This window comes from Desulfobaculum sp. SPO524 (genome assembly GCF_044987625.1).
Classification (GTDB): domain Bacteria; phylum Desulfobacterota; class Desulfovibrionia; order Desulfovibrionales; family Desulfovibrionaceae; genus Desulfobaculum.
Genome location: NZ_JBJDSB010000001.1, coordinates 1,291,434 through 1,314,842 on the forward strand (window position 1 = coordinate 1,291,434; position 23,409 = coordinate 1,314,842).

Here is a 23,409-nt window from a genome sequence, read left to right on the forward strand (position 1 = left end):
GCCAGCGCGTTCTTCTGTCAGGAAAAAATAACGGCCCGGACACGGTGTGTCCGGGCCGTTTTGCGTGGCGGAAAAAAACGGGCGCCCTACCCGTTTGCGGCGTCCCATGTGGCTTGAATGACGGTGCCCTTGCCGGGCTGGGAAAAAATGCCAAAGTCTCCGCCGCTCATTTCTGTGCGTTCGCGCATATTTTCCAGCCCCATGCCGGTGGTGATGCGCTCGCGCATGGCGTCGGTGCTGAGGGAGAAGCCGCAGCCGTTGTCGCGGATGCGCAGCACAAGGGCGGCGTCCTCGTAGGCGAGGGTCAGCCAGACCACGCTGGCCCCGCTGTGGCGGGCGGCGTTGCTCATGGCCTCCTGCATGATGCGGTAGAAGGTCACCTTGAGGCTGGCCGGGATGTCGGCTTCTGCTATCTCGATGCGCTTTTGTACGAGCACGTGGGAATAAATGCTTTCGTATTCGGCGCAGAAGCCATTCATGGACGTGATGAGGCCGAGGTCCTCAATGCTTGGCGGATGCAGCGCCGCCTGAATGTTGCGGATTTTGTCGATGAGGCCTTGGGTGAGGGTCACCACGCTGCGAAGGGGTTTCACGCTGGCTTCGTCCGCCACGGGGGCTACGTCGAGAATGGCGTTTTCCACGGCGTATTTGACGGCGGCGAGGGTCTGCCCCACGTCGTCGTGCAGCTCGCGCGCGAGGCGCTGGCGTTCCTGCTCCTGCGCCTGAAAAAAACGGCGCGAGAGGATGCGCAGGCGTTTTTCATTTTCCTTAAGGCGCTGCTCGTACTGTACGCGGCGGGTCACATCGCGCCCGACGGCTTGGTATTCCGCCGGGGAGCCGTCGTCATTGAAAATGATGCGGACGTTCCATTCCAGATGCCGCACGGTGTTGTCTGCCGTGGTGAGGCTGGTCTGGCAGGTAACGATGGGGCATGCCCCGCACAGCGCGGACACGCCGCGCCGCACAGCGCCCCGGTCCGGCTCGCTGATAAGGTCGAAAAAAGTGGACGGCGGGGCCTGCGAGGCAAGGCGCAGGTTCTGCATGGCCCGGTTTTGGTAGGTGAGCGTACCGCTGCGGCGGAAGCGGCAGACGTATTCCGTTTGGTCCTCCACGATGGCGCGGTAGCGCTTTTCGCTTTCGGTGAGGGCGCGCTCCATTTCACGCACGCGGGTGACGTCCGTGACCACGGCAACACTGCCGTTGAAGTGGCCGGTCTCGGAAAACAGCGGCGCGGCGGAGATGAGGCAGTGGACGTTGCGCCCGTTGCTGCGGCGGAAATCAATTTCGTAGACATCGGCCTTGCCTGCGGCGCGGGTCTGGAGTTGCTCGCGGATAGTGGCGCGCGTTGTGGCGCTCAGGCCCTCGTCAATATAGTCCAGCACCGTACGCCCGAGGATTTCCGCCCGCGGTTTCCCCATGATTTCACAGTACCTTTGGTTGACGGCAATGACGGTTTGGTCCGCATCCGTCAGGGCAAGGCCATCGTTGAGGGTCTCGAAAACCTTGCGCAGGAAGAGTTCCTTGGTGGCCAGCATATGCGCGTAGCGCCTGTTGGCTGTCACATCCACAAGGGTGGCCAGCTTGAGGCCCGAGGGCAGATTGATGAGCCGAAAGTTGATGATGTGCGTTTCGCCGCTGGCGCAGGTGAGGGGGTGTTCGCGCTCTACAAAGGCGCGGGTGCGGTCCTCGCGCCACAGGCGCAGCAGGCGGTGACGCAGGGTGGGGTCGGGATAGGCCCGGTGCAACCATGCGCCAAGGGGGGTGAGGTCGGCAAGGGTATAGCCCGTCATGGCCGTAAAGCTGGCATTGACGAAAAACGGCTTCGAGCCGGCATCAAAGGCGATGATGCCTAGCTGGGCGTTGTCCATCACGGCGGAAAGGAACTGCCTTTCGGTGTCTGTCAGCGATGACGGGGACAGTTCGTCTGGGAAGCGGAAGGCCATAGGGAGCTACTGGGGGCTGAAGGTGTCAACTGGTGCGCGCTCCAGCGATGAGGGCTTTGGCGGCGGTGGATTCGAGGGGGCGGGAAAAATAAAAGCCCTGCACGAAATCGCAGCTTAGTCCTTTAAGCAGGTCGAGCTGGTCGGCCTGCTCCACGCCCTCGGCAACAACGTCGAGGCCGATGGTTCGGGCAAGGGCGAGAACAATGCGCACAATTTCGGTGTTTTGGCTCCCCTTGCTCATGTCCACGATGAAGGACCGGTCCACCTTGAGTGTATTTACCGGGAATTGCAAGAGATAGGACAGCGAGCAGTAGCCTGTGCCGAAGTCGTCGATGGAGAGTTGAATGCCCAGCGCCTTGAGCCGCTTGAGCATGACAAGGGCGCTTTCCGCATTGCGCATGATGGCTGTTTCGGTGATTTCCAGCTTGAGGCACGAAGGTGTGAGACCAGTTTCGTCAAGGATGCAGGTAATCTGGTCCACAAGGCTTGGCTGGGAAAACTGCACGGCGGAAAGGTTGACGGACAGCACCAGGTCCGCGCGCGAGGGGTAGGCGGTTTGCCACTCGGCCATGGTGGCGCAGGCTTGGCGCAGTACCAAAAGGCCAAGGTCGATAATGTCGCCGGTGTCCTCGGCGTGGGGGATGAAGTCGCTGGGCAGAATTTCACCGTGGATGGGGTGCCGCCAGCGGCACAGGGCCTCAAAGCCCACGACTTCGCCTGTTTTGATGGACAAAATGGGCTGGTAGAGGACGTAGAATTCTTTGTTCTGGATGGCGCGGCGCAGGTCGTTTTCAAAGAACATGGTCCGCGCGGCGCGCTCGCGCATGCGGGTGGTGAAAACCTTGATGTGGTTGCGGCGGTCTTCGCGCCGGGCTTCGTACAGGGCGATATTGGCGTTTTGCAGAATTTCCTCGGGCTGGGTGCACCCGGATTGACTGAGCACGATGCCGAAGCTGGCCGTGAGGCGGATGGAGCGGTCCCCGATGGTCAGGGGCTTGGCAAGGGCCTCGCGCACGCGGTGCACGGCGGTGATGGCCTCGCGCGGGGATTCCAGTTCGTCGAGGAGCAGGATGAACTGGTCGCCGCCAAAGCGGCACACCGTGTCCAGACTGCGCACGCAGTGCAAAAGCCGCAGGCCGGTTTCGCGCAGGACGCTGTCGCCAAAGGCATGCCCGAGGCTGTCGTTGATGACGCGGAAGCGGTCAATGTCGAGGAAGACCACGGCGTAATGGTAGTCCGGGCGGCGTTTGGAGCGCGCCAAAACCTGCCGGATGCGGTCGAGGCAGAGTTCGCGGTTGGCGAGGCCCGTAAGGGTGTCGTGCAGGGATTCGTAGCTGAGGCGGCGCTCCAAGCTCTTGCGGTCCGTGATGTCGCGCATGCTGCAGCGCACGCCAAGGGGGGAGCCGTCGTCGTCAAACACGCTGCGGCAGACCACATTCAGCCAGCGCATGCGTCCGTCCTTGCGGAAAAAGCGTACGTCGATGGAGTCCGTGTCCGAGTGTTCGTCGGTTTCCATGAACTGGGTCCAGATGGGCACATCGTCGCGGTGGAGGAGGCCAAGCATAAACTGCGGGTCCGCCAGGAAGTCCTCCTCGGCGTAGCCCGTCAGTCGGAGGCACGAGGTGGACACATACAGCATGCGCCCGCCCGGCGAGCACCACGTCTCTAGCCCGAAGGCGGAGTCCGACACGGTGCGGTAGCGCTTTTCAGAGCAGCGCAGGGCGTCCTCCATGCGGATGCGCTCAATGGACAGCGCCACCTGCCCGGAGATGGCGGCCAAAAGGTCGGCGTCCTGCTCGGTGTACTGGTGCGGATTGTGGTAGTCCTGAATGGCCATGGCCCCGATGATTGTGCCGCTGACCATGAGGGGAACGCCCAGCCACACCGCGCTCATGGTCCCTACCACGCCTGAAACGCCCTCCCGCAGGCCGTCGCCGCCCGCGTCCACGTCCTGGGCATTGATGAGCAGTGGCGTGCCGGAGCGGATGACGTCCAGCGTCAGGCTTTTGGTGGCGGGGTCGCTGATGCCCCGGATTTCCAGAAAGGATTCCATCTCGTCCATGTAGTAGGGAAAGACGAGGCGGTCGTTGTCCTTGTCGATAAGGGCGATGTAAAAATTGGGAGCCGCGATGTATTCCAGCAGGATGCGGTGGATGGTGGGGAACAGTTCGTCGATGGAGGGCGAAACGTTGACCACGTTGGCAATGCGGTACAACAGCCCGAGGCGGCGTTCGTTGCTGAGGCCTTCGCTGCGGGTGTTGAGGCGCTCGGTGACGTCCTCCATGATGCCCACAAGGTTGGCGGTGCCGTCGGGATTGTCGTGCCGGCGGATGACGGCGTCCAGCCAGTAGCAGTCGCCGTCTTTTTTGCATTGGCGAAGCAGTCCGCGCCACTCCCGCCCGTGGATAAGGGCGCGCATCATCCGGTCGCGCTCGGCCGGGGGCAGCATTTTGGAGGTGTGGGTAAAAACACTCTGCCCCACCACTTCGTCAGTGGAAAAGCCAGAAATATCGCAGAACATGGGGTTGGCGTATTCAACCGTCCCCTCAAGGTCCGTGACCAGAACAAGCGTTGGGGAGTGCTCCACCACCGAAGGCAGCCACGCCGGAATGCGTGTGGTTTGCCCCTGCTGCATGAGGCGGAGCAGGTCGTCGTGCTCCCGCCGCAGGCGCGCATAGCGTTGCCGCAGGGTTTGGAGCTCGTCGTGGCAGTGGACGACAGGCTCTGTACAGTGGTCTGGCGTGTTGTCGGTACCCATAGCATCCTGTGGGGCTGAGGTGGCAGATGGATATATGCCTTCCTGTATACGCTAGACCGATCGGATTGTGCAATGTGTTTTGTAAAGAGCGACGGTGTGTTGGAGCGTTCTCCAAAAGGTGATGCTGCGCTGGTGGTGGTGCTTTTCGGGGGAAAGGTGCGTTGGCCGGGGCGTATGAAGCCATGGCGCGGCAGTTGGATGCGGTGCAAAAAAGCCCCCGGACCGTGGTCCGGGGGCTTTGGAAGGCGTGGAGGGTGGCGGGGCTAGCCGCACTTGGTGTAGCCGCACGCGCCGCACAGGAAGCACCCTTCCTGAAAGTGCAGCTCCGCGCCGCACTCGGGGCAGGAGGGGGCCAACAGGTCGTCGCCGCCGGTCACGGGCGATTCATCCTGCGTGATGTAGCGCTGCTCCAGCACCCACGCGATGGCGTCGGGGATGGACATGATCATGCCCTTTTTGCGGAACACCGGATGTTCGCCGCCAATGCCCTTGAGCTGCTGCACCACCGCGCGCACGGAGATGCCGGAGCGCAGCGCCAGCGACACCAGACGGCCAATGGCCTCGGCCTTGGCGGTGATGGAGCGGCCGGACTTGCCAATGGTGGCAAAGACTTCAAAAGGCTTGTGGTCCACCTCGTTGATGGTGAGGTACATGGCGCCAAGGCCTGTTTCGATTTTTTGGGTAAAGCCGTAGACCACGTCGGGTCTTTCGCGGACGATTTCCTCTTCCTGCACTTCGCCGGGGGCGCTGTCGCCGGTGTAGAGCACCTGCACGGCCTTGCATCCGTCGCGGTAGACGGTCACGCCCTTGCAGCCCATCTCATACGCCATCCAGTAGATGGCGCGGATGTCGTCCTTGGTGGCGGAGTGCGCCAGGTTCACGGTCTTGGAGACGGCGTTGTCCGTGTATTTCTGGAAGCTGGCCTGCATGCGCAGGTGCCATTCCGCGGCAAAGTCCATGGCCGTGACGAACACGCCGCGCAGGTCTTCGGGCAGGTAGTCCATGTCGCGGATGGTGCCTTTTTTGGCGACCTCCTCCATGAGGGAGGACGACCACGCACCGGCCTGCTTCAGGGCGTCTTCAAAATAGGGATTCACTTCCACCAGTTTGTCGCCGTCCATGACGTGGCGGGCGAAGGACAGGGCAAACAGCGGCTCCACGCCCGAGGAACAGCCCGCAATGATGGACAGCGTGCCCGTGGGCGCGATGGTCGTGGTGGTGGCGTTGCGGTAGGGGCCAAGGTCCTGCTCGGCAAAGATGGATTCATCATAGGCCGGGAAGGGACCACGTTCCTTGGCCAGCTTCTTGGACGCGGCGCGGGCCTGCTCGCGGATGAACTTCATCACCTGCTCGCCAAGCTGCAGGCCCTCCTGACTGCAATAGGGGATGCGCAGCTGGAACAGCAGGTCCGCAAAGCCCATGACGCCGAGGCCGATTTTACGGTTTTTGCGGACGGTTTCGGTGATGCGGTCCAGCGGGTACTTGGACGCGTCGATGACGTTGTCCAAAAAGCGCACGCTCATGTGCACCACGCGCCTGAGTTCGTCCCAGTCCACCTCGGTGCCGTCGCCTTCGCCGCGCACCATGAGGGCCAGGTTTACGGAGCCAAGGTTGCAGGCCTCGTACGGCAGCAGGGGCTGCTCGCCGCAGGGGTTGGTGCTTTCCATCTCGCCTTGCGCGGGGGTGGGGTTGTCGCGGTTGATGCGGTCAAGGAATATGATGCCCGGATCGCCGGATTCCCACGCCTTGCACACCAAGCGGTTGAACACGTCGCGCGCCTTGAGCTGGGCGACCACCTCATGGGTGTGGGGGGTGACGAGGTCGTAGTCCTCGTCCTTTTCCACAGCCTGCATAAAGCGCTCGGTCAGCGCCACGGAGAGGTTGAAGTTATTCAGTTCGCCGTCGCGCTCTTTGGCGGAGATAAATTCGAGGATGTCCGGATGGTCCACGCGCAGAATGCCCATGTTGGCGCCGCGGCGGGTACCGCCCTGCTTCACCTGCTCCGTTGCGGTGTTGAAGATGCGCAGGAAGGACAGCGGGCCGGAGGCGACGCCGCCGGTGGAGCCGACTACGGCGTCCTTCTGCCGCAGGCGCGAGAAGGAAAAGCCCGTGCCGCCGCCGGACTTGTGGATAAGCGCGGCGTGCTTCACGGCATCGAAAATTTCTTCCATGGAATCGCCAACGGGCAGAACGAAGCACGCGGCCAATTGGCCGAGGGACGTTCCCGCGTTCATGAGGGTCGGCGAGTTGGGCAGGAACTTGAAGCTGGTCATCAGGTCATAGAATTCCTGCGCCAGTTGGTCCGGGGTATAGGGGGATTCGGTATATTTTGCTTCCTCGGCGGCAATGCCGGCGGCCACGCGCCAGAACATCTGGGTGGCGTTTTCCGTGGGGTTGCCTTCGGCGTCCTTGCGGTAGTAGCGGCGGCTGAGGACCACCTCGGCATTGTCGTTCACTGCTGCGGGGCGGATGGTATCGGGCATGGCTGGTGCGCTGCACTGTGTCGTCTTCTGTAGCACGGTCTCACTCCGGAAAAATTGATGGAAATTGCACTGATGAGGGAGGGTGCCCTATCGCCGCAGACGCTACCTCAGAGGGCGTATGAAGGGAAGCCCCCTCGGGCAAGAGAGGTGGTTCCCACAGGGAAACGCCCCGGGATAGCTGGCGAAAAATTTTCTGCCCGTGGTTCTCCCCATACCCGTGGAATTCGGTGGGTACAGCAGCGCCGCCGCAGCGGGTGCGGCGGCGGAATGCACAGGCGGCGCGGGGGCGCTATGAGTTTTGCCCAGGTGTCTTTGGCGCGGCCTCTTCCAGGTCGCTGAGGTGGATATTGAGCGCCTGCACCGAGATGTAAATCTCGCGCATGGACCATGTCAGGGAGAGCATCAGCATGACGAGGCTGGCCCCGAAGAGCAGCTTGCCCACAAAGACCTGTCCGGCAAACAGCACAAACATGCACACCACGCATAAAAAGAGGCTAAACACACCCATCGCCTGCATGTTTCGGATGAGCACCACGCGCTTTTTCAGGCTGTCTATCTGGTCGCGCAGGTGCTGTCCGCCGTTTTCACAGTACATGTCGTGCAGCTGGCGGATGCGCGCACCAAGAGCCAGAAAGCGGTTGGTGTAGGCCAACAGCAAGAGTGAAATGGCAGGAAACAAAAGCGCAGGGGTGGTGACGGTGATGTCCATGGGCGTTCTCCGTGGGTGGTGCGGCGCAGGGCGCGTGGTATGGAATGCGCTCCCCGCCCGGGGCGGGCCGTGCGGGGTGCGCTTGGCTAGCTGTTGGCCTTGTACAGCGCGGTAATATCGCCACTGCACAACAGGTCGAGGTTGGCGTTTATGCGTTGGTCGTCCCAGTCCCACCATGCCAGTTCGTCCAGCATGCGCCGCTCGTCTTCATTGAAGCGGTAGCGGATGTGCGTGGCGGGGTTGCCGCCGACCACGGCGTAGGCAGGGACATGCTTGGTCACCACGGCGCGGGCGGCAATGACGGCGCCGTTGCCGATGTGTACGCCGGGCATGATCATGGCCTCGGTGCCTATCCAGACATCGTTGCCCACCACGGTATCGCCGCGCGGCACCCAGCCGTCCGGGCAGTCCGGATAGTGCGGCATGTAGTGGAAGGGATAGGTCGCCGCCCAGTTCATCTGGTGGCCCTGATTGCCCGCCATGATAAATGACGCGCCAGAGCCGATGGAACAGAAGCTACCGATGACGAGGCGGTCCACGTCGTTCCGGTCCGGGGCGAGGTAGCGTACGTTCTCCTCAAAGTGGCAGCCGTGGTAATAGCCGGAGTAATAGCTGCGCCGGCCTACGGTGATGTTGGGGTTGGTAATGTGTTTCTGTATTTCATACCCATCAAAGGGGCTGGCAAACGGATTGGACATGGTCGGGTCTTCTCTAGTGCGGCCTTGGCCCGTCGATGCCCGGGCGCAGTTGGCATTTGACGCGGATGTTGCGGCCTGTGGTCACCACGCCGTCCACCATATTGAAGGCTTCGGCCTCGGTGATGTCCGGCGCTGTACTGGTGGCAACGCCCTGCTCTTCCAAGTAGCCCGTAAGGGCGGCGAGGGCGTCGGCCTTGGCCTCATCCAGCGTGTAATTTCGGGGGATGGACTTGGCGATGTCCAGGTTGGGGATGAACATCTTGCCCTTTTGTGTGTCGGCAAAGAGTTCAATATCCAGCGTGGTGCGCGTGAGGGCCGCGCCGATGGCGTTGGCCACGGGAGCGTGCTCCGGCAGGCCCACGGCGGCCCCAAGGCGCTCGCTCAGAATGCCCTGCATGGCCTCGGCCGGACCACCCATGGCAAAGTAGTGCTTGGGCGCAATGCGCTTGCCCCGCAGCAGCTCGTAGATGGTGTACACGGGTTTTTCGTTGATGGCGGCGACCATTTCGCTCACAGCGTTGCAGATGCGCTGCGTGGCAAAATCCACGGCCTGTTGGGCCAGTTTTTGGGGTTGCATGTCCCACAGGCGGGCCAGCTTCTCGATGCCCCGGCGCGAGGCATCAACGTCCCCAAAGTTGCTCAGACCAAGGACGTTCAGGGCGTCGGTCAGGGCCGGGCCACCCGCGCCCTGCGGCTGGACGGCCAGCGATGGGCCTTGCCGGTCCGGGCCGACGGTGACGCCGTGGGCGCTGACATGGATGGCCGAGTCGCCGCCGATGCCGATGGACGACACCCGAAGAGCCTGCACCAGTGTGGGATAGGAGCCTACGGTCATGCCCTCGCTCTCGATAATGGGCGAGCCGTCGGCAAAGACGGCGATGTCCGTGGTGGTGCCGCCGATGTCGAGGATGACGGCGTCTTCGTCAATGTCGCACAGGGCCACAATGCCCATGACGCTGGCGGCGGGGCCGGACAGGATGGACTCCACGGGCGAGGTGCGCGAGGCCGCAAGGGGCATGGTGCCGCCGTCGGCCTTGAGGATATTGATATCGGCGGTGATGCCGAATTCCCGCGCGCTCTCCTCCACCGCCCACGCAAAGTCGTTGTACACGCGCCAGACGGCGCTGTTGAAGTAGGCGGTGGCGATGCGGCGGGGAAAGTTTAAAATGCCGGACAGGCTGTGCCCCATGGTGATGCAGTCCGCGGCGCCGGAGTCCTCCACGGCACGGCGCATGGCGCGCTCGTGCGTGGGGTTGCGGGTGGAAAACTTGCCCACCACGGCGTAGGCGCGCACGCCCGCATCGGCGCAGGCGCTGACGGCGCGCTCAAGGGCGTCCGTGTCTAGGGCGGAGATTTCTGTGCCCCGGTGGTCGATGGAGCCGGGAATCACGTGATATTGCGCGCCGGTGCGGTGGTGCTCCGGGTCAATGCCCGGCCCGGCGGACAGAATGACGCCAACGTCCTCGGTTTTCCCCTCGACGATGGCGTTGGTGGACAGCGTGGTGGAGAGGTTCACCCGGCTGATGTCCTGCGGGGGGATGTCCGTCAGTACGGCCTTCATGGCGCGGCGTATGGATTGGAGCAGGTTGTCGTGGTCCGTGGGAATCTTGGCCCACCCCATGAGGGTTGGGCCGTCGATGACAACGGCGTCTGTGTGGGTGCCGCCCACGTCAATTCCAAGCAACATGGCTGTATTCTCCGAAGATTTGTCCTGTGAGGATGTCGAAAGAAATTGCGTTACCGTATCAGCAATGCGGGGGCGCTGGAAAGGGCCGAATGGGGCGCTCAGTCTGCGCGGACAAGGCCTTCGCGCACGGCGTCCAGCGGCGTGCGGACGGCTATGGCCTGCCGGGGCAGTTCCACGGCGGCCACGGCAAGGCGCGGCTGTGCGTGCCACACGCTGGGCCAGCATCCGGTGGCGATGATGGCAAAGCTCCCTTCGGCGCGGAACACGGGCGGGAACTGCTGGCGTCCGGAAATGGTCCGCCCTGTGGTGGTGCACCGCAGGACGCCGCCGGGGCCCTGCTCCCATGGCGCGCCCGGTGGCGTAAACCGCGTGCGCTCGGCGCCGCCGTGGCCGCAGCCCCAAGGCGATGGCTCGCACGGGGCGCCGTGGGGAGGCTCTCCGTGCAGGGTCCAGCCTTGACAGGGGTGGTCGTCCGGGCGCACAGCGCTGACGGCAACGTCCGCCCCTTCTCGCCGCATGCGTTCAAGGGCGCTGCGCACAAGGGCCTCGCTGACGCTGCGGTTGCGGATGTCGAGAACAATCCACGGCGCTTCCGCCGGACGGGCCATGGCCTCAGCAGTGCCATAAGGCAAAAAAGGCGGCGCGTCCGGGCCGGGAGCGCAGGTGAGAATCTGCACGCCGCGCGCGGTAAGCTGCGCTTTGGCCTGCGGGTTGTCCGTGGCGGCAAGGACGCCGTCCACGAGGGGCAGGCAGGACAGCAGGTCCAGCGCCGCGCTGATGTGCGCATTCTGCCGCTCTGGCGTGGCAAGAGGCTCTCCGGGCGTGGGAAAGATGGGCAGTAGGGCGTTCATGTGTCCTCCGGCCAGCGGAAGAGTCCGGCATCCAGCGCGGCTTCGGCCAGGGCGAGGTCGTCTTCGGTGTCGATGTCCACAAGGTGCACGGGGTTGGTCATTTCCTCATACCAGACGCCCGCGCCGGTAAAGCTGAGGCAAGTGCCGTCGTACAGGCCGTACTGGCGGAAGACCGGGGCATCTTCTCCGGGCAGAAAGGCGTTGCCGCACAGGTAGGTCCCCTGCCGGGCCGGAATGCGCGCAACCGGAACAACCACGGCGTAGCCCGCAAGGTTGCGCTCCACAAGGTGGTCCACAAGCCCATGCGGGCGAAAGGGATGGGTGGGGTAAAGCGTCGCGGCCACGTCAAAGCGGTCGCCCTCGCGGGCGAGGGACTCCACGGCGTGGCGGGTGACCGGGCCAAGGCGCGCTGTATCTCCTGAAAGCTCCGCAGGACGAATAAAGGGCGTCTCTGCGCCCCATTCACGGGCCACGGCGGCAATGGCGTCGTTGTCGGTGGAGACGATAACGCGCTGGATGCGGCGGGCGCGGCGCGCGGCCATGATGGACCACGCAATGAGCGGAACGCCGCCGAGGGGACGGATATTCTTTCGCGGCAGGCCCTTTGAGCCGCCGCGCGCGGGAATAATGGCTACGGCCCGCGCCGAGGCCGGGTCCGGGTGGGAGTCTTGCGCCGTCATTTCGGCAGTATAGACCGGCTGAGGGCCGCCGTCCACGCCGCATGCGGTGTGTGTGGGCGTCTTTTGGGTGGAGGTGGTTGACATTTCCCCCTTCGCGTCGTCTCATCACGGGATGCGTACAACGAACAGTCCCGCGCGGTCATTGGAGAATCCGCACCATGCTTGAAGCACAACATTCACTCGGCCTTATCTTTTTCCCGGCCTTTGACTGGGCCATCAGCGCCACCCACCCCGAACGGGAGGAGCGCCTGCTCTACACGCAGGACCAGCTGCGCGAGGAAGGGCTTTTTGACATAGAGGGCATCACCGAACACAAGCCCGACGTCGCCACCAATGAGGACGTGGAGCGTGTGCACTTTTGCATGCCCGATGTTGCCACCGTGGCGACCAAGAGCCACCTTGTCTCCGCCGGCGGCGCCATCAAGGCGGCGCGCCTCGTCATGGAGGGCAAGGAGGACAAGGCCTTTGCCCTTGTGCGCCCGCCGGGACACCACGCCATGAAGGTGGTCCACGGCAACCGCGGCTTCTGCAATATCAACATCGAAGCCGTGATGATTGAGCACATCCGCGCCACCTACGGGCACAAGCGCGTTGCCATCGTGGACACAGACTGCCACCACGGCGACGGCACGCAGGACGTGTACTGGCACGATCCGGATACCTTGTTCATCTCCCTGCATCAGGACGGGCGTACCCTGTATCCGGGGACGGGCTTTCCCATGGACCTTGGCGGTCCCAACGCCCTTGGGCGGACCATCAATATCCCCCTGCCCCCCTTCACCAGTGACGAAGGATTCCTGCATGTTATCGACAATGTGGTGCAGCCCATCCTTGATGACTTCAAGCCCGACATCATCATCAATTCCGCCGGGCAGGATAACCATTTCTCCGACCCCATCACCAATATGAACTTCTCCGCCCGCGGCTATGCCATGCTCAACGAGCGGCTGAATCCGGACATCGCGGTGCTGGAGGGCGGCTACTCCATTCAGGGCGCCCTGCCTTACGTGAATCTTGGCATCTGCCTCGCCATGGCCGGGGTGGACTACTCCGGTGTGCGCGAGCCCGACTTTGACGCCGAGCGCCTGCGCCAGCCGCAAAAGGTGACGGATTACATCAAGGAAATGTCCGACCAGATGCGCCAGCTCTATTTTGCCCCGCCAAAAAGCGCCCTCAAGGGCGAGATGGTGGACGGCTTCTTTGTGCGCCACAAGGATATCTTCTACGATACTGACGGCATTAGTGAGTCGCAGGTGGAGTCCGTGCAGGTGTGCGACGAGTGCCCGGGCGTGCTGAAGATTGAAACGTGGTCCTCGGTCAATCCGCTGTCCGTTGGCATCCAGATTCCCATCACCGCCTGCGAGCGCTGCCGGAACACGGGCCTTCGGCTGTGGGAGGAGGCGCAGGTGAAGGGCAGCTACCGTTATATGCAGCTCATCAACCGAAAGGATGGCTACTGCCGCCAGTTTGGGTTCTAGCTCCTTCCCCTTCTTACGACGAACATGAAAAAACGGGCCCGGAAGACACTGTGTCTTCCGGGCCCGTTTTTCGCGTGGACGAGACGCGCGGCGGACGCCGATGCTCCTCTGCCCTGCCGTCAGCGGATATACTGCGGAATGTTCAGGAACAGATTGGTGGTGTAGGTGATCATTTTGTCAAGAATCCATGGGAACGCCACAAGCAGCGCCAGAAAGATGGCGATAATCTTCGGTATGAAGGTCAGGGTCATCTCCTGAATCTGCGTGGCGGCCTGCAGCACACTGATGAACAGGCCAACGCCAAGGCCGATGCCCAGCATGGGCAGGGAAATCATCAGCGTCATTTCAATGGCCTGACGCGCAAAGCCGATAACGAATTCCGGTGTCATAATGCGGTTTCCTCCCGTCAATAAAAGAAGCTGTTGACCAGCGACGCCGTTAACAGATTCCAGCCATCCACCATCACGAACAAGAGCAGCTTGAACGGGAGCGATATCATGACTGGTGGCAGCATCATCATACCCATAGCCAGCAGGATGGACGCCACAACCATATCCAGTATGAGGAACGGAATGTAGATGAGAAAGCCAATGGTGAAGCCCGTTTTCAGCTCACTGATGACAAAGGCGGCAATGAGCATGGGCATGGGCACATCCACCTTGGTCTGGGGCTGGTTCATACCTGTCACGGAGTAGAAGACGGAGAGGTCCTTCTCACGCGTGTGGCGGAACAGGAATTCGCGCATGGGGATTTCCGCGCGGCCGAGGGCTTCCTGAAAGCCGATTTCTTCGTTCAGGTAGGGCTGCAGGGCGGTGTCGTTCACCTTGGTGCCAACGGGCAGCATGATGACGAAGGTCATAAAGATGGCAAGGCTGGCCAGAACCTGATTGGGGGGCATCTGCTGCGTGCCCATGGCCTGCCGCAAAAAAGAGAACACGATGATGATGCGCGTAAACGACGTCATCGTGATGACGATGGCCGGAGCCAGCGACAAAATGGTGAGCAGGAAGAGAATCTCCAAAAGGACGGAGACCTTCTCCGGCTCCGCCTGTCCGGCGGCGAGGTTCAGGGTCAGCGAGGGGATGTTCGGTTCGGCGCAGGCCAGCGCCGGAAGGAGGACAAGCGCGGCCAGCGCAAGCGCCGCAATGCTAGCGGTCGCTGCGGCTGGCCGTTTGAAGCGCTTTGGAAAAATCGGTGTTGGTCTCGTCATCATCAGCGTCCATTTCTGTTAGCAGGTTGATGGTGGAGTCGGTGACTCCAAGCACCAAATGCTTATTCAAGAAACGGACCACCATGACGCTCTTTTTGGGGCCAAGGGCAAGTTGCCCTTCCAGTTTCAGGTCGCTGCGCCCCAGCATGCCAAGGCCCGCGCGGGGGCCGAAGCGCCGCAGCAGCCAAAAGCCGCCAAACAGCACGGCCAGCAGCAAGCACAACACCCCCACCACCTTGAGGGAGGCGGCACCCAGCGCAGGCTGGGGAGCCATGACCGGTGCGGCCTCCTCGGCGGCAAGAAGTGTGGACGGCAGCCACATCAGGGCAACGGTGGCGGCGCAGGCGCATGCGCGGCGCAAAAGGGCGTTCATGCGGCTACCCAAGCTGCTTCACGCGTTCGATGGGGCTGATGATGTCCGTCAGCCGTACGCCGAACTTTTCGTTGATGACAACCGCCTCGCCGCGGGCGACGAGTTTGCCGTTGACGTAGATTTCAAGCGGCTCGCCAGCCAGTTTGTTCAGCTCAATGACCGAACCCTGACCAAGCTGCAGCAGCTCGTTGATGAGCAGTTTGGTGCGGCCAAGCTCTGCCGAAACATCAAGGGGAATATCCAGAATGAAATCAAGGTCGCGCTTGGTGGCGTCCGGGCGCGGAGCCTTGGCGTCGTCCGTCAAATCCTTGAACGCGGCGTCAGAGCTTTGAGCGGCAAAGCTCGCTTGTTTTTCCTGCTCGGCCTGCATGTCCGAGGCTTCGTCCTCGGCAAGGGCGGCGGCCCACTCTGCGGCCAACGCGTCGTCGTCGCCTTCACCGCCTGCGTCTGCTGCGGGGGCGTCTGCAGCGCCGTTCTGGGCGTCCTGCCCCTCGTCTTCGTCCGAGAGTGCGGCGGCCCATTCCGCGGCCAATTGATCCTGATCCAGTTCCTTTTCCATGCCTATCCTCGTATCGGGTCTGATTTTAATCCTGTCAGGTCCAATGCAGTTATTGGACCACCATCTCCGTGAAGTACACACGCAGAATGGACGACCCGCCCATAATCTGGTTCAGGCGCTTCACAATTTGGTCCTTGAGTTCCAGCTTGGCGTCGATGGAGGACAGGTCCGCAAAGGTCTTGCTGGACAGCAGCAAAATCACGGCGTCGCGGACTTTCGCCTCGGATTGATTCAGCGTTTCCGCGGCTTCCTTGCTGGCAACCTCCACGGAGAGGGTCAGCTTCAGGTACCTGCGGCCCAGCGGGTCAGCCAGGTTGACCACAAAGGTCGGCAGGGTGACCATTTCCGTCTCGCCCGCGGGAGCCATGGGCTGCGCGCCGGGTTCCTGCGTCTGGGTTGTGGCATTGGCGGGGGCGTCACCGCCGCCCAGCAGCTTTTCCTGCACAATGGGCCAAGCAAAGAAGGCGCCGGCACCAATGGCCAGCAGCAGGACCAGCAGAATGATCCACTTAAGTTTCCCACTTTTTTTCTTTTCTTCTTTTGGGGCTTCCATTTGTTCGTCAGCCACGGTGTCGCTCCTTTGTTATCGGACGGAAGGTTAAAGTCTATTGCGTGTAAGCGCCAAGCCACGGGGTGGTCTTCAGCAGAATCTCAACCCGGCGGTTTTGCCCCTGCCCTTCGCGGGTGGTGTTGGGGGCGATGGGCCAGTTGGGACCATAGCCGGACACGGAAAACCGTTGGTCCGGAATCCCGCGCGACAGGAAAAAGTCCAGCACGGAAAGCGCGCGCTCGCCAGAAAGACGATAGTTGCCTGCGGCGTTGCCACCCACGTTGTCCGTGTAGCCGGAGATGTTGATTGGCGCGGTCATGTAGGCCAGCACCTCGGCCACGGACGCCAGCACAACCTTGGCCGGCTGGCTGAGTTCGGAACCACCAAGGGGAAACAGCACCTTGTCCGTCAAAACGAGGGCCACGCCCTCGGGGCGCTGCAGTATCTGGAGGTTTTCGTCCAGCGTGCTCTTGTTGATCTCCGGCGGCAGGACGTCTTCGGGGAACAGCAAGTCCTTGATGCGCTGCTGTTTATCCAGCACTTCCCACGGCTTTTCAATGGCGTCGATGATGAACTTGATGCGCTGGGGGATCTGTCCGGCGCTGCGGTACGTCAAAAAGCCAATATCGTCCGTGAACAGCGTGATGCGCGTCAGGATGCTCCTGTCCATTGAGGACATACTGAGCAGGAGCACGAAAAATGTCAAAAGCAGGGTCACCAGATCGCCGAAGGTGATGAGCCATTCGTCGCCTGTCAGCCCGCCGCCTTGTTTTTTCTTCTTGCGTGCCATGGCGGTTCCCTACTCTGCCTTGCCCCGGCGTTCAAACCGGAAGATGAAGTCTTTGTACTCGAATTCCTCGGGCGTGGTGTCCTTGCTCTGGTAGAAGAACTTGTCCTGCCAGCGGGCGTTGCGCTTGTCGAGGATGATGTCCACCCGCCGGTTTTTGCGCCGCCCCTTGGGCGTAAGCTCAGAGTAGCGCGGGTGGAAGCGGCCAAAGGCCTCAACGCGCATCAAGTCCGGGTCCATACCCGAGTTCAGCAGGAACAGATACAGGCTCATGACGCGGCTAAAGGAGAGCCGCCACGAGCTGTCCATGGGCTTGTCGCGGTCTTCCACGCGGTAGGCCGTGCCCTCCTCGTCGCGCAGGGACGAGGTATGCCCCGCCAGCAAAATAGGCGTGCGCACGGAAAAGAACACCGGCAGCGCCATCTCCAGCAGCCGTTTGCCGCCCGGTTTCAGGTTGCTGCTGCCGCTTTCAAAGAGCACATCGTCCGCAATGGAAAAGACTTGCACGAACTCGTTGGACTTAAAGTCCAGGTCCTCGTTGGCATCGTCCCATATGAGTTCCTTGAGCGGCTCCAGGTCGTTGGTGTCTTCCACTTCGATGGGGCCGGGCTCCACGCTGCGCTTTTTGTCCTGCTGGGAGAGAACCTCGTAGCTGTCGCGCCCAAGGCCAAACGTGCCCACGATGGACCCAAGGACCACCAGTTTGCGGCGTTCGTCCATAACGCTCATGCTCACGAGCAGCACGAAGAACGTCAGCATCAGGGTCATCATGTCCGAAAACGTGACGAGCCAAGGTGGTGCGCCTTCCTGTTTTTCCTCTCGTTCCTTTCTTGCCATGCTGTTGTGTCCCGTGCCGGGAGCTAATCGGTCTGCCGGCGGTCTTTGGGCGGCAGGAAGCTGTTGAGTTTTTCTTCAATGATGCGCGGGTTCTCACCCTTAGAGATGGACAGAATGCCGTTCATGACCATTTCCTTGAGCAGGACCTCTTCCTTGCTGCGCGTCTTGAGTTTGCCCGCCATGGGGTTGAACACAAGGTTCGCCAGCACCGCACCGTAGAAGGTGGTCAGCAGGGCCACGGCCATGGCCGGGCCAATGGTGCTGGGGTCGCTCATGGTCTGCAGCATCTGCACAAGGCCGATAACCGTACCAATCATACCCATGGCCGGGGCAAATGCCCCAAGGGTGGAGCAGATGTCCGCACCCTTGCTGTGGCGCTCCTCGATGTAGGAAATTTCCGTCTCCAGAATTTCCTGAATGGTCTGCGGCTCCAGACCGTCAACGGTCAACTGCAATCCCTTCTTGAGAAATTCGTCGTCGATTTCCTTGATGAGCGGCTCCAGCGAGAGGATGCCCTCGCGGCGGGCGCGGTTGGCGTAGTCCATGAACTTTTCAATGATTTCCGCCGGGCTTTCCAAGCTGGAGAAGAACGTCTTTTTGATGATGCCCATCACCCCCAGCACATTGGCCAGGGGGTAGTTCACCATGGTCGCGCCGAGGGTTCCGCCCATTACAATGAGCATGGACGGAATGGAAATGAATATCAGGGGGCTGCCCCCGGTGACGATGGCAGCGGCCACCAGGCCGAAAGCGAGGACAATGCCTATGAGCGTCGCAAGATCCATGGCGTTCGCCAGCTCCTACTGTTTGATTGGTCGTGGCCCGAAAATGCGCGTTCCCACACGCACGATGGTTGCCCCCTCCATGATGGCCTGCGGAAAATCATCCGTCATGCCCATGGAAAGGACCGGGAGCGTCATGTTCAGCCGGGTTTCAAGCGCGTCGCGCTGACGCCGCAGCTCCGCGAACAGCGGCCGCCGCTGCTCGGGGGTGAGGTCGAAGGGCGGCAGCAACATCAGCCCGGCAAGCTCCAGACTGTCATAGCCTAGCACGGCTTCGGCCAGCGCCGGAAGCGCCTCCGGCATCACTCCCGCCTTTTGCTCCTCTCCGGCAAGGTTCACCTCAAGGAGCACGCGCTGTCGTGGCGCGGCAACGGCACACAGGCGTTTATGCAAGGCTTGGGCCAGCTTAGGGGACTCCAGCGTGTGGATGAGGTCGAATCGGCAGGGGACAAACTTGGCCTTGTTGCTTTGCAGCTTGCCCGTAAAGTGCCACGAGATGTCCAAATCCGTCAGTTCGTCCTGCTTGGCGAGGGCTTCCTGAATGTAGTTTTCGCCGAACTGGCGCTGGCCCGCGTCGTATGCGGCGCGCACAGCACCGGCGGGGTGAAACTTGGAAATGGCAACCAGCGAGACGTCCTCAGCAGCGCGCCCTGCCCTGCGCGCGGCGTCCGCAATGGCGTCACGCGTACCGGCCAATCGCTCGCCGATGGCGCGGGCTTCGTGTTCAGAAATCATGAAAACTTTTCCTCATGGATGGATTTTGCCCGTGAAAGGCGGAAAAATATAACTGTTTCGGGGTGGTGGCGTCAAAACATCGGCGGCGGGCATGGGGCTGCGTGTCCCCTGCCGCAGGCCGCGTTTCACGCCGCATGCTGGGCGCGGCACATAAAAGCGGCGAACCCGTCCCCGGCTCCGCCGCTTTCCGCTCATTCTGGCGCGCTGGTTAGTCCTCCAGCCCGCCCGTCAGGCCAATGGCGCGCAGGAAGGGTTCGTCCTCGGTCCAGCCGGAGCGGACCTTGACCCACAACTCAATGTGGACCTTCTTGCCGACCAGTTCCTTAATCTCAATACGCGACTTTTTGCCGATATCCTTGAGATTCTGGCCACCTTTGCCAATGACCATGGCCTTGTGGTTTGCCCGCGCAACATAGATGATGGCCGACATCGTCAGCAGCTTGTCCGTCTCTTCCCACTGTTCAATCTCCACCGCCGTGGTATAAGGCAGTTCATGGCGCAGGCCCATAAACAGCTTCTCGCGGATGACCTCGGAGGCCATAAACCGCAGCGGAACGGTAGAGATTTGATCCTCGGGGAACATGGGCGGGCATTCCGGCAGGTGCTCCTTGACGGACGCAAGCAGGCGGTCTACCCCTTCACCCTTGGCCGCGCTGATGGGCATAATCTCTGCGTTAGGCCAAACGGAGGTAAAATACTCCATCAGCGGCAGCAGATCGCTCTTTTCCTTCACGAGGTCAATTTTGTTGAGCGCCAGGTACACGGGCTGCGATGTTGCGGCCACGCGTTCCACCAGCGGATCCATTTCTTTTTGCAGCAGGTGCGGCTTTCTCGCGTAGAGGTCCGCGTCCGCCAAAACGACCATGACATCCGCCGCGCCAGCGCCGTTCCACGCCGCCTGCAAGAGGAACCGGTTCATCTTGCCACGCAGGCGGTGGACGCCGGGCGTGTCCAAAAAGATGATTTGCGAATCCTCATCGCTGAGGATGCCGGTTATCTGGTTGCGCGTGGTCTGCGGCTTGGGAGTGACAATGGCCACTTTTTGGCCGAGCAGGTTGTTCAGCAGTGTGGACTTGCCTGCATTCGGCGGTCCCAGCAGGACCACAGTTCCAAATCGATGCGTCATGCGGAGTTATTCTCCTTGATAGATGATGTATGCTTTCGCCCCGTTAAGGGGGTTTTTTTCTGTCCGATATTGACTCGGGCCAAAGATAGTATACCGTAATCAGTTATGTTCCGGCACCGGAAACGTCCATCAATTCAATCCGAAATGCAAGGGTTGCCTTGCTTCAGCCCTTCGGCTACGGAACCCACTTGTTATGAGTAAGAACTTAATCATCGTCGAGTCCCCGGCAAAGGTGAAGACCATCAAGAAGTTTCTTGGCCGGAAGTACGCCGTCGAGGCCAGTGTTGGCCACGTGCGCGATCTTCCAAACAAGAAGCTCGGGGTGGACGAAGAAACCTTCGAGCCAGAATACCGTGTCATCCCCGGTAAGGAAAAGGTGGTAAACAAGCTGACGAAGGCGGCGGAAAAAGCCGAAGTCGTCTACCTTGCACCTGACCCGGACCGGGAGGGTGAAGCCATTGCATGGCACGTGGCCAACCTCATTCACGAGCAGAACAAGGACGCCACCATCCGGCGCATCCAGTTCAACGAAATCACGTCCCGTGCCGTCAAGGAAGCGCTTGAACACCCGCGCGATCTCGACGAGAACCTGTTCAACTCCCAGCAGGCGCGACGCGTCCTCGATAGGCTGGTGGGCTACAAGGTCTCGCCTCTTCTGTGGAAGAAGGTCAAGCGTGGCATTTCCGCCGGACGCGTGCAATCCGTCGCCCTGCGCCTTATCGTGGAGCGCGAAAAAGAACGCCGCGCCTTCGAACCCGAGGAATACTGGGTGCTCAAGGTGCGTCTGGCCGGCGAAAACCCGCCGCCCTTTGACGCGGACCTCTGGAAAATCAAGGGCAAGACCGCCAAGGTCGGCTCCGAGGATCAAGCCCTCGCGCTGGAAAAAGCCGTGCGCGAAGGCTCCTTCGTGGTGGAGTCCGTCACCGAGAAGGAACGCCGCCGCCAGCCCGCGCCGCCGTTCATCACCTCCACCCTGCAGCAGGAAGCCAACCGCCGCATGGGCTTTTCCGCCAAGCGCACCATGAGCACCGCCCAGCGTCTCTATGAAGGTGTGGACCTTGGCGAACGCGGCACCACCGCGCTCATTACCTATATGCGTACCGACTCCGTGCGCATCGCCGCCGATGCCCGCGACGCCGCAAAGGACTTCATCACCGATCGCTACGGCAAGGATTTCTATCCGCCCAAAGCCCGCGCCTTCAAGACCAAGTCCTCCGCGCAGGATGCGCACGAAGCCATCCGCCCCGTTGATGTGAACATCACCCCCGATGACGTCAAGGCCCTGCTCCCCTCCGATCAGTTCCGCCTTTACAAGCTCATCTGGGAGCGCTTTGTCGCATCGCAGATGGCCGCCGCCAAATTTTGGGACACCACCGTCATCACCAAGGCCGGCGAGACGCAGTGGCGCTCCAAGGGCGAGCGTTTGCTCTTCCCCGGCTACATGATGGCCTATCAGGGGACCAAGCTCGTCGAGTTTCAGTCCATTTCCGCCCACAAGGCCGACGTTAACGAGCTGCCCAAGCTCGCCGAAGGACAGGATCTCACCCTTGAGGACTTCCAGAAGGAACAGAAGTTCACCCAGCCGCCGCCTCGCTACAGCGAAGCATCGCTCGTGAAGGAACTGGAGGAGAAAGGCATCGGTCGTCCCTCGACCTACGCCGCCATCATCTCCACCATTCTCGCCCGCGAGTATGTGCAGCTTACCGAAAAGCGGTTCATCCCCACCGATCTCGGCACCGTGGTCAGTGACCAGCTCACCGAGCACTTCGAGACGCTCCTCGACGTCGGCTTCACCGCCAACATGGAAGAGAGCCTCGACAAGGTCGCCACCGGTGGTCAGGACTGGGTCGCCCTCCTCAAGGATTTCACCACCGACTTCTACCCCACGCTCGATCAGGCCAAAGAGAATATGGCCCGCGTCAAGACCGGTCTGCAGACCGAGATCATGTGCGAAGAGTGCGGCAAGCCCCTTGTCATCAAGTTCGGCAAGGCCGGGACCTTCCTCGCCTGCTCCGGCTATCCCGCGTGTACCAATACCAAAAACTTCACGCGAAACGACAAGGGCGAAATCGAAATCATCGAGAAGACCAAGGCCGAAGTGGAAAAGATTGGCCGCAAGTGCCCCGAGTGCAGCGGCGAGCTTGTTCTCAAGCGTGCCCGCACCGGTAGCCGCTTCATCGCCTGCGATAACTATCCCGACTGCACCTACACCGAGCCGTTCACCACAGGCATCAAGTGCCCCAAGTGTGGCGAAGGCGACCTCGTCGAGAAGTCCTCGCGCCGAGGCAAGCTCTTCTTCTCCTGCAGCCGCTACCCCGACTGCGAGTACGCCCAGTGGAACAAGCCCGTGGCAGAGACCTGCCCCGACTGCGGGTTCCCCGTGCTTGAGAAGAAGACCACCAAGGCCAAAGGCGAGCACCTCGCCTGCCCCAACAAGAAGTGCAAGTACACCCGCTCCCTCGAAGAGGAAGCCGACGCCTAGCTCCAGCATGCGCGAAGCGCAGAGTGTGGCGTACAGAGACGACACAGAGAGGCCCTCGCGAGAGGGCCTTTTCTTTTGGCGAACGGGGCAAGCGTGTGAGATGGCAAGGGAAGCTAAGGCCTTGGCGACAAATGTGGCGCAGTGGCGTCAAAAGGCGTGAAAACCGTTGTCTGCCAGTTGAATTATGGGGTATTGTGGCGGCGTGTGTTAGACCGTGCTGGTCTGGGGGGGCGTTGGCGTGGCGCACCAGAGGGGCTAAGATTCGCCTCCGGCGGTCTAAGGGCCGCGGGCCCTTAGATATCCCGTTTGCGTACAGACCGGCTTCCTTTGGCGGGTACTGTCGTCACCCCTGTGTGGCTCCCGCGATTGTGGATGGGGAGAGTTTTTTGGGGGCGTTGGTGGTCTAGATGGTCGGTGAGAATCCCTGTTTGTGGTGGAGACGGGAAGCGTGAAGAGGGTGAGGCCCATTCTATAGTATATGGGCGGGAGGGATGGTTTAGCGGAGTGACTTTGCTGCGAATCACCCACCCAAACCCTTTTTCGGGCCAGTTTCTGGCCCGAAAACCTGGGGATTGTTAAGGGAATCATTCCCTTAACCCGCCGGAGGCATCTTTCCCTCATCCTGCGCGAAAGCGCAAACCGAGCATTCATGCGGGTTCCCGCGATGTGGGGTGTAGAATA

General features: G+C 61.5%; 20 protein-coding genes. 2 read left to right on the plus strand and 18 right to left on the minus strand.

What is annotated here, in order from left to right; all coding sequences use genetic code 11:
• Positions 1-86: 86 nt before the first annotated feature.
• From ACI3L3_RS05490 to ACI3L3_RS05525, 8 genes are all read right to left on the minus strand, one after another.
• Positions 87-1,943 (minus strand): PAS domain S-box protein, encoded by a 1,857-nt coding sequence (locus ACI3L3_RS05490; RefSeq protein ID WP_404844083.1) that lies wholly within the window; start codon positions 1,941-1,943, stop codon positions 87-89.
• A 25-nt stretch (positions 1,944-1,968) separates the two neighbouring features.
• On the minus strand, positions 1,969-4,701 hold the full coding sequence (locus ACI3L3_RS05495; protein ID WP_404844084.1) for an EAL domain-containing protein: 2,733 nt from the start codon (positions 4,699-4,701) through the stop codon (positions 1,969-1,971).
• A 263-nt stretch (positions 4,702-4,964) separates the two neighbouring features.
• A complete protein-coding gene (locus tag ACI3L3_RS05500; RefSeq protein WP_404844125.1) occupies positions 4,965-7,184 on the minus strand; it encodes a vitamin B12-dependent ribonucleotide reductase in 2,220 nt (739 codons plus the stop codon).
• Positions 7,185-7,473: 289 nt separating this feature from the next.
• The gene (locus ACI3L3_RS05505) at positions 7,474-7,893 is read right to left on the minus strand and encodes a DUF2721 domain-containing protein (protein ID WP_404844085.1); all 420 of its coding nucleotides are present in this window, start codon (positions 7,891-7,893) and stop codon (positions 7,474-7,476) included.
• Positions 7,894-7,979: 86 nt separating this feature from the next.
• The gene (locus ACI3L3_RS05510; protein ID WP_404844086.1) at positions 7,980-8,591 is read right to left on the minus strand and encodes a CatB-related O-acetyltransferase; all 612 of its coding nucleotides are present in this window, start codon (positions 8,589-8,591) and stop codon (positions 7,980-7,982) included.
• A gap of 13 nt (positions 8,592-8,604) precedes the next feature.
• Positions 8,605-10,278 (minus strand): hydantoinase/oxoprolinase family protein, encoded by a 1,674-nt coding sequence (locus ACI3L3_RS05515; protein WP_404844087.1) that lies wholly within the window; start codon positions 10,276-10,278, stop codon positions 8,605-8,607.
• A gap of 98 nt (positions 10,279-10,376) precedes the next feature.
• Positions 10,377-11,129 carry a hypothetical protein gene (locus tag ACI3L3_RS05520; protein WP_404844088.1) on the minus strand — a complete coding sequence of 251 codons (753 nt, stop codon included), beginning with the start codon at positions 11,127-11,129 and terminating at the stop codon, positions 10,377-10,379.
• The gene (locus ACI3L3_RS05525) at positions 11,126-11,893 is read right to left on the minus strand and encodes a cytidylyltransferase domain-containing protein (RefSeq protein WP_404844089.1); all 768 of its coding nucleotides are present in this window, start codon (positions 11,891-11,893) and stop codon (positions 11,126-11,128) included. Before ACI3L3_RS05525 ends, ACI3L3_RS05520 begins: the two co-directional genes overlap by 4 nt.
• Before the next feature lie 74 nt (positions 11,894-11,967).
• Here ACI3L3_RS05525 and ACI3L3_RS05530 point away from each other — a divergent pair, with 74 nt between their 5' ends.
• Positions 11,968-13,287, plus strand: a complete 1,320-nt coding sequence (locus ACI3L3_RS05530; RefSeq protein WP_404844090.1) for a histone deacetylase — start codon at positions 11,968-11,970, stop codon at positions 13,285-13,287.
• A 119-nt stretch (positions 13,288-13,406) separates the two neighbouring features.
• On the opposite strand, the gene fliQ is transcribed toward ACI3L3_RS05530, so the two are convergent.
• The 10 genes from fliQ to era all read right to left on the minus strand — a co-directional run bounded on the left by fliQ (position 13,407) and on the right by era (position 20,246).
• Positions 13,407-13,676: a flagellar biosynthesis protein FliQ gene (gene fliQ / locus ACI3L3_RS05535; protein WP_404844091.1), complete on the minus strand. Its 270-nt coding sequence runs from the start codon at positions 13,674-13,676 to the stop codon at positions 13,407-13,409.
• Between the two features lie 17 nt (positions 13,677-13,693).
• Entirely contained in the window at positions 13,694-14,497 is an 804-nt protein-coding gene (gene fliP, locus ACI3L3_RS05540; RefSeq protein WP_404844126.1) for a flagellar type III secretion system pore protein FliP, read from the minus strand.
• On the minus strand, positions 14,436-14,870 hold the full coding sequence (gene fliO, locus ACI3L3_RS05545; RefSeq protein WP_404844092.1) for a flagellar biosynthetic protein FliO: 435 nt from the start codon (positions 14,868-14,870) through the stop codon (positions 14,436-14,438). Before fliO ends, fliP begins: the two co-directional genes overlap by 62 nt.
• Positions 14,871-14,874: 4 nt before the next feature.
• Positions 14,875-15,429, minus strand: a complete 555-nt coding sequence (gene fliN, locus ACI3L3_RS05550) for a flagellar motor switch protein FliN (RefSeq protein WP_404844093.1) — start codon at positions 15,427-15,429, stop codon at positions 14,875-14,877.
• Positions 15,430-15,478: 49 nt separating this feature from the next.
• On the minus strand, positions 15,479-15,997 hold the full coding sequence (gene fliL, locus ACI3L3_RS05555) for a flagellar basal body-associated protein FliL (RefSeq protein WP_404844094.1): 519 nt from the start codon (positions 15,995-15,997) through the stop codon (positions 15,479-15,481).
• A 37-nt stretch (positions 15,998-16,034) separates the two neighbouring features.
• A complete protein-coding gene (locus ACI3L3_RS05560; RefSeq protein ID WP_404844095.1) occupies positions 16,035-16,769 on the minus strand; it encodes a flagellar motor protein MotB in 735 nt (244 codons plus the stop codon).
• A gap of 9 nt (positions 16,770-16,778) precedes the next feature.
• On the minus strand, positions 16,779-17,603 hold the full coding sequence (locus ACI3L3_RS05565; RefSeq protein ID WP_404844096.1) for a flagellar motor protein MotB: 825 nt from the start codon (positions 17,601-17,603) through the stop codon (positions 16,779-16,781).
• 23 nt (positions 17,604-17,626) lie between these two features.
• Positions 17,627-18,388, minus strand: coding sequence for a motility protein A (locus ACI3L3_RS05570; RefSeq protein WP_404844097.1), 762 nt, complete (start codon positions 18,386-18,388; stop codon positions 17,627-17,629).
• Positions 18,389-18,403: 15 nt separating this feature from the next.
• The gene (locus tag ACI3L3_RS05575; protein ID WP_404844098.1) at positions 18,404-19,120 is read right to left on the minus strand and encodes a YggS family pyridoxal phosphate-dependent enzyme; all 717 of its coding nucleotides are present in this window, start codon (positions 19,118-19,120) and stop codon (positions 18,404-18,406) included.
• A gap of 208 nt (positions 19,121-19,328) precedes the next feature.
• On the minus strand, positions 19,329-20,246 hold the full coding sequence (gene era / locus ACI3L3_RS05580) for a GTPase Era (RefSeq protein ID WP_404844099.1): 918 nt from the start codon (positions 20,244-20,246) through the stop codon (positions 19,329-19,331).
• 193 nt (positions 20,247-20,439) lie between these two features.
• On the opposite strand from era, the gene topA reads away from it, so the two are divergent.
• Positions 20,440-22,728 carry a type I DNA topoisomerase gene (gene topA, locus ACI3L3_RS05585; RefSeq protein WP_404844100.1) on the plus strand — a complete coding sequence of 763 codons (2,289 nt, stop codon included), beginning with the start codon at positions 20,440-20,442 and terminating at the stop codon, positions 22,726-22,728.
• Positions 22,729-23,409 lie beyond the last annotated feature (681 nt).

Coding starts and splice junctions, on each gene's coding strand:
- ACI3L3_RS05530 (WP_404844090.1), top strand. CDS start 11,968: ATGCTTGAAGCACAACATTCACTCGGCCTTATCTTTTTCCCGGCCTTT.
- fliO (WP_404844092.1), bottom strand. CDS start 14,870: ATGAACGCCCTTTTGCGCCGCGCATGCGCCTGCGCCGCCACCGTTGCC.
- fliN (WP_404844093.1), bottom strand. CDS start 15,429: ATGGAAAAGGAACTGGATCAGGATCAATTGGCCGCGGAATGGGCCGCC.
- ACI3L3_RS05490 (WP_404844083.1), bottom strand. CDS start 1,943: ATGGCCTTCCGCTTCCCAGACGAACTGTCCCCGTCATCGCTGACAGAC.
- ACI3L3_RS05505 (WP_404844085.1), bottom strand. CDS start 7,893: ATGGACATCACCGTCACCACCCCTGCGCTTTTGTTTCCTGCCATTTCA.
- ACI3L3_RS05565 (WP_404844096.1), bottom strand. CDS start 17,603: ATGGCAAGAAAGGAACGAGAGGAAAAACAGGAAGGCGCACCACCTTGG.
- ACI3L3_RS05570 (WP_404844097.1), bottom strand. CDS start 18,388: ATGGATCTTGCGACGCTCATAGGCATTGTCCTCGCTTTCGGCCTGGTG.
- ACI3L3_RS05520 (WP_404844088.1), bottom strand. CDS start 11,129: ATGAACGCCCTACTGCCCATCTTTCCCACGCCCGGAGAGCCTCTTGCC.
- era (WP_404844099.1), bottom strand. CDS start 20,246: ATGACGCATCGATTTGGAACTGTGGTCCTGCTGGGACCGCCGAATGCA.
- ACI3L3_RS05495 (WP_404844084.1), bottom strand. CDS start 4,701: ATGGGTACCGACAACACGCCAGACCACTGTACAGAGCCTGTCGTCCAC.
- ACI3L3_RS05515 (WP_404844087.1), bottom strand. CDS start 10,278: ATGTTGCTTGGAATTGACGTGGGCGGCACCCACACAGACGCCGTTGTC.
- ACI3L3_RS05510 (WP_404844086.1), bottom strand. CDS start 8,591: ATGTCCAATCCGTTTGCCAGCCCCTTTGATGGGTATGAAATACAGAAA.
- ACI3L3_RS05575 (WP_404844098.1), bottom strand. CDS start 19,120: ATGATTTCTGAACACGAAGCCCGCGCCATCGGCGAGCGATTGGCCGGT.
- ACI3L3_RS05500 (WP_404844125.1), bottom strand. CDS start 7,184: ATGCCCGATACCATCCGCCCCGCAGCAGTGAACGACAATGCCGAGGTG.
- ACI3L3_RS05525 (WP_404844089.1), bottom strand. CDS start 11,893: ATGTCAACCACCTCCACCCAAAAGACGCCCACACACACCGCATGCGGC.
- fliP (WP_404844126.1), bottom strand. CDS start 14,497: ATGACGAGACCAACACCGATTTTTCCAAAGCGCTTCAAACGGCCAGCC.
- fliQ (WP_404844091.1), bottom strand. CDS start 13,676: ATGACACCGGAATTCGTTATCGGCTTTGCGCGTCAGGCCATTGAAATG.
- topA (WP_404844100.1), top strand. CDS start 20,440: ATGAGTAAGAACTTAATCATCGTCGAGTCCCCGGCAAAGGTGAAGACC.
- ACI3L3_RS05560 (WP_404844095.1), bottom strand. CDS start 16,769: ATGGCACGCAAGAAGAAAAAACAAGGCGGCGGGCTGACAGGCGACGAA.